The sequence below is a fragment of the Protofrankia sp. CiP1_Cm_nod3 genome, from assembly GCF_982290655.1.
Window position 1 is genome coordinate 47,110 of sequence record NZ_CEVIVD010000024.1, and the last position, 3,905, is coordinate 51,014.

Annotated in this window: 2 protein-coding genes; one reads left to right on the plus strand and one right to left on the minus strand. The window is 73.7% G+C overall.

Annotated features, from left to right (window positions below):
* Nucleotides 1–734: inositol monophosphatase family protein (locus tag AC5LUJ_RS07560; protein ID WP_493464697.1), on the minus strand; the 734-nt coding region annotated here is incomplete at its 3' end.
* Between the two features lie 525 nt (nt 735–1,259).
* On the opposite strand from AC5LUJ_RS07560, the gene valS reads away from it, so the two are divergent.
* Nucleotides 1,260–3,905, plus strand: a 2,646-nt coding sequence (valS, locus tag AC5LUJ_RS07565; protein WP_493464694.1) for a valine--tRNA ligase, incomplete at its 3' end; no start/stop codon positions are given.

Genomic DNA, 3,905 nt, shown 5'->3' on the forward strand with positions numbered 1-3,905 from the left:
GCGTCGAACAGGGCGGGCGGGGCGGCGATGGCGAGGTCGTTGGAGACCGGGCGGCCGTGCAGGCCACCGACCCGCAGCCCGGCCTCGGCCGCGACCAGCGCCCCGGCAGCGTGGTCCCAGGGGTGCAGGCCACGCTCGTAGTAGGCGTCCACCAGGCCGGCCGCGGCGGCGCCGAGGTCCAGCGACGCCGCGCCCATCCGCCGGATGTCACGCACCCGGGGGACGACCCGGGTCAGCACCGTCACCTGGGCGATCCGCCGTTGCACCGTGTAGCCGAACCCGGTCGCGACGAGCGCGTGCGCCAGGTCCGTGACGGCCGAGCCGGCCAGCGGCACACCGTTGCGGGCCGAGCCCTCCCCGAGCGCCGCGGTGTAGGTGACGCCCAGGGCGGGGGCGTGCACGACACCCGCCACCACCTGCCCGTCGACCTCGGCCGCGATCGACACCGCCCAGTTCGGCAGGTTGTAGAGGAAGTTCACGGTGCCGTCCAGCGGGTCGACGATCCAGCGCACCCCGCTGGTGCCCGGGTCGTCGGCGCCCTCCTCGCCCAGCAGGCCGTCGCCCGGGCGCGCCGCGCGCAGCCGGCTCGCGACCAGCTCCTCGGAGGCCCGGTCGAGCGCGGTGACGACGTCGGTGGGGGACGTCTTGGTCGTCTCGGCCACGACGTCCCCGCCGCGGCCCCGCAGCAGCAGGCCGCCGGCCTCGTGGGCGACGTCGAGCGCCAGCGCGAGCAGGTCCGCCGGCCGCGGCCGCCCGGCCGCCGGGGCACGGCCCGCCGGGACGTGGTCGGGTACCGCAGCGGAGGTCGCGACGGCGGACGCGGTGGGGGCGGACGATGCGGATGATGCGGTGGGGGCGGTGTCCTCGCCGGTGTCAGGCACGGGATACATCCTGCCAACCCGCTCCGCCCGCCACGGCCGCCCGCCGACACGATCCCACCGCCGGGAGCGGCGGAGGAGCGCCGGGGAGGCCCGGGATGTCGTGTGCCGGCCCGGCCGGCGGGACCCTGCCAGACCGGCGCACGGACCCTCACCACGGCCGGTGGGAGGGCGGCCGCGCACCTCCCCGGCATGGGCCCGGCATGGGCCGGGCATGAGGACGTCCGGCGTGGGCCCCGCCGGGAGAGCACGTCCGAACAGGGCGCGGGTGCCACGCGGAGACAAGGATCGGCGGGGATCCGTACCTGGGAAGGATCAGGCGCAAGGCCCGGTGAAGCCCGTGTCGGAGCTCACATTGTTCGACCCGTAGGATCGTTACCTGTGGTGACAGAAGAAGGCAGGAACCAGCACGACTCGGACGGCCGGGAGCAGCCCGCCGCCGACCAGTCCGTCCCCGGACGCTCCGTTCCCCAGCGGCCCACTCTCGACGGCGTCGAGGCACGCTGGTCGGCCGTGTGGCAGGAGCAGGAGACCTACCGGTTCGACCGGAGCGCCGACCGGGCCCGGGTGTACGCGATCGACACCCCGCCCCCGACCGTCTCCGGCTCCCTGCACGTAGGCCATGTCTTCTCCTACACGCACACCGACGTCATCGCCCGCTACCAGCGGATGCGCGGCCGTGAGGTCTTCTACCCGATGGGGTTCGACGACAACGGCCTGCCGACCGAGCGCCGGGTGCAGAACTACTTCGGCATCCGCTGTGACCCGTCGCTGCCCTACGACCCGGATCTCACCCCGCCGGCCAAGCCCGGCAAGGAGCAGGTCCCGGTCAGCCGCCGCAACTTCGTGGAGCTGTGCGAGCGGCTGACGATCGAGGACGAGAAGGTCTACGAGCAGCTGTGGCGCCGCCTCGGCCTGTCCGTGGACTGGTCGATGACCTACGCGACCATCGACGCCCGTTCCCGGGCGGTGGCGCAGCGGGCCTTCCTGCGCAACCTGGAGCGCGGCGAGGCGTACCTGGCGGAAGCGCCCACCCTGTGGGACGTGTCCTTCCGCACCGCGGTGGCGCAGGCCGAGCTGGAGGACCGGGAGCGCCCGGGCGCCTACCACTCGCTGGCGTTCGCCCGCACCGACGGCGGCGGGAACAGCGGCGCCGGCGGCACCGACAGCGGCGGGGACGTCGTCGTCGAGACCACCCGGCCGGAGCTGCTGGCCGCCTGCGTGGCCCTGGTCGCCCATCCCGACGACGAGCGTTACCGGCCGCTGTTCGGCTCCACGGTGCGCACTCCCCTGTTCGACGTCGAGGTGCCGGTGCGGGCGCACCGGCTGGCCGACCCCGAGAAGGGGTCCGGCATCGCGATGATCTGTACTTTCGGTGACCTCACCGACGTCACCTGGTGGCGTGAGCTGCGGCTGCCCACCCGCGCGGTGATCGGCCGGGACGGCCGGCTGCTGCCCGACCCGCCCGAGGCGATCGTCTCGGCGGCGGGCCGGGCGCACTACGCCGAGCTGGCCGGGCGCACCGTGCACGCCGCCCGCGAGCGGATCGTGGAGCTGCTGCGCGAGGCCGGGGCGCTGCTGGGCGACCCGCGGCCGATCAGCCATCCGGTGAAGTTCTACGAGAAGGGCGACCGGCCGCTGGAGATCGTCACGACCCGCCAGTGGTACATCCGCAACGGCGGCCGGGACGAGGCCCTGCGGGCGCAGCTGCGGGCCCGTGGCAGTGAGCTGCACTGGCATCCCCCGCACATGCGGGTCCGTTACGAGAACTGGGTGGACGGCCTGACCGGGGACTGGCTGATCAGCCGGCAGCGTTTCTTCGGCGTGCCGTTCCCGGTCTGGTATCCGCTGGACGACGCCGGTGCCCCCCGCTACGACCAGCCGATCGTCCCCGGCTACGCGGCGCTGCCGGTCGACCCGTCCAGTGACACCGCGCCCGGTTTCAGCGAGGACCAGCGCGGGATCCCCGGTGGTTTCGCCGCCGACCCGGACGTGATGGACACCTGGGCGACGTCCTCGCTGACCCCGCAGATCGCCGCCGGCTGGGGCAGCGACGACGATCTGTTCGCCCGGGTGTTCCCGATGGACCTGCGCCCCCAGGCGCACGAGATCATCCGGACCTGGCTATTCTCCACCGTGCTGCGCAGCCACACCGAGTTCGGCACGCTGCCGTGGACGAACACGGCCATCTCCGGGTGGATCCTCGACCCGGACCGCAAGAAGATGTCGAAGTCCAAGGGCAACGTCGTCACCCCGCTGGACCTGCTCGAACAGCACGGGTCGGACGCGGTGCGCTACTGGGCCGCCGCCGGCCGGCCGGGCACCGACACCACCTTCGACGTCGGCCAGATGAAGATCGGCCGCCGGCTGGCCATCAAGCTGCTCAACGCCAGCCGGTTCGCCCTCGGCCTCGGCGCGGTCGAGGACGCCGGCACCATCGCCGAGCCGCTCGACCGGGCGCTGCTGGCGACGCTGGCGGAGGTGGTGGACGCCGCGTCCACCACGCTGGACAACTACGACTACACCCGCGCGCTCGAGCTCACCGAATCGTTCTTCTGGCGGTTCTGCGACGACTACGTCGAGCTGGTCAAGGGACGCGCGTACGGCTCGTTCGGCGAGCCGGGCGCGGCGTCCGCGCGGGCCACGCTGGCCATCGCCCTGTCCACGGTGCTCGCGCTGTTCGCGCCGTTCCTGCCCTTCGTCACCGAGGAGGTCTGGTCGTGGTGGAAGCCCGGGTCGGTGCACCGTTCCCGCTGGCCGGAGGCCGGCGAGCTGCGCAAGATCGCTGACAGTGGTGACCCGCGCCTGCTTGAGGCGGTCAGCACGGCGCTCACGGCGATCCGGCGGGCCAAGTCGGAGGCGAAGGTGTCGATGAAGGCGGCGGTGGCCTCCGCGCGGGTCAGCGGGGACGCCGACCTGGTCGGCCTGGTCGAGGCCGTCGCGGCCGACCTGCGCAGCGCCGGCAGCATCACGGCGCTGACCTTCACCCGGGGCACCGGCGAACTGGCGGTCGACGTCGCCCTCGCA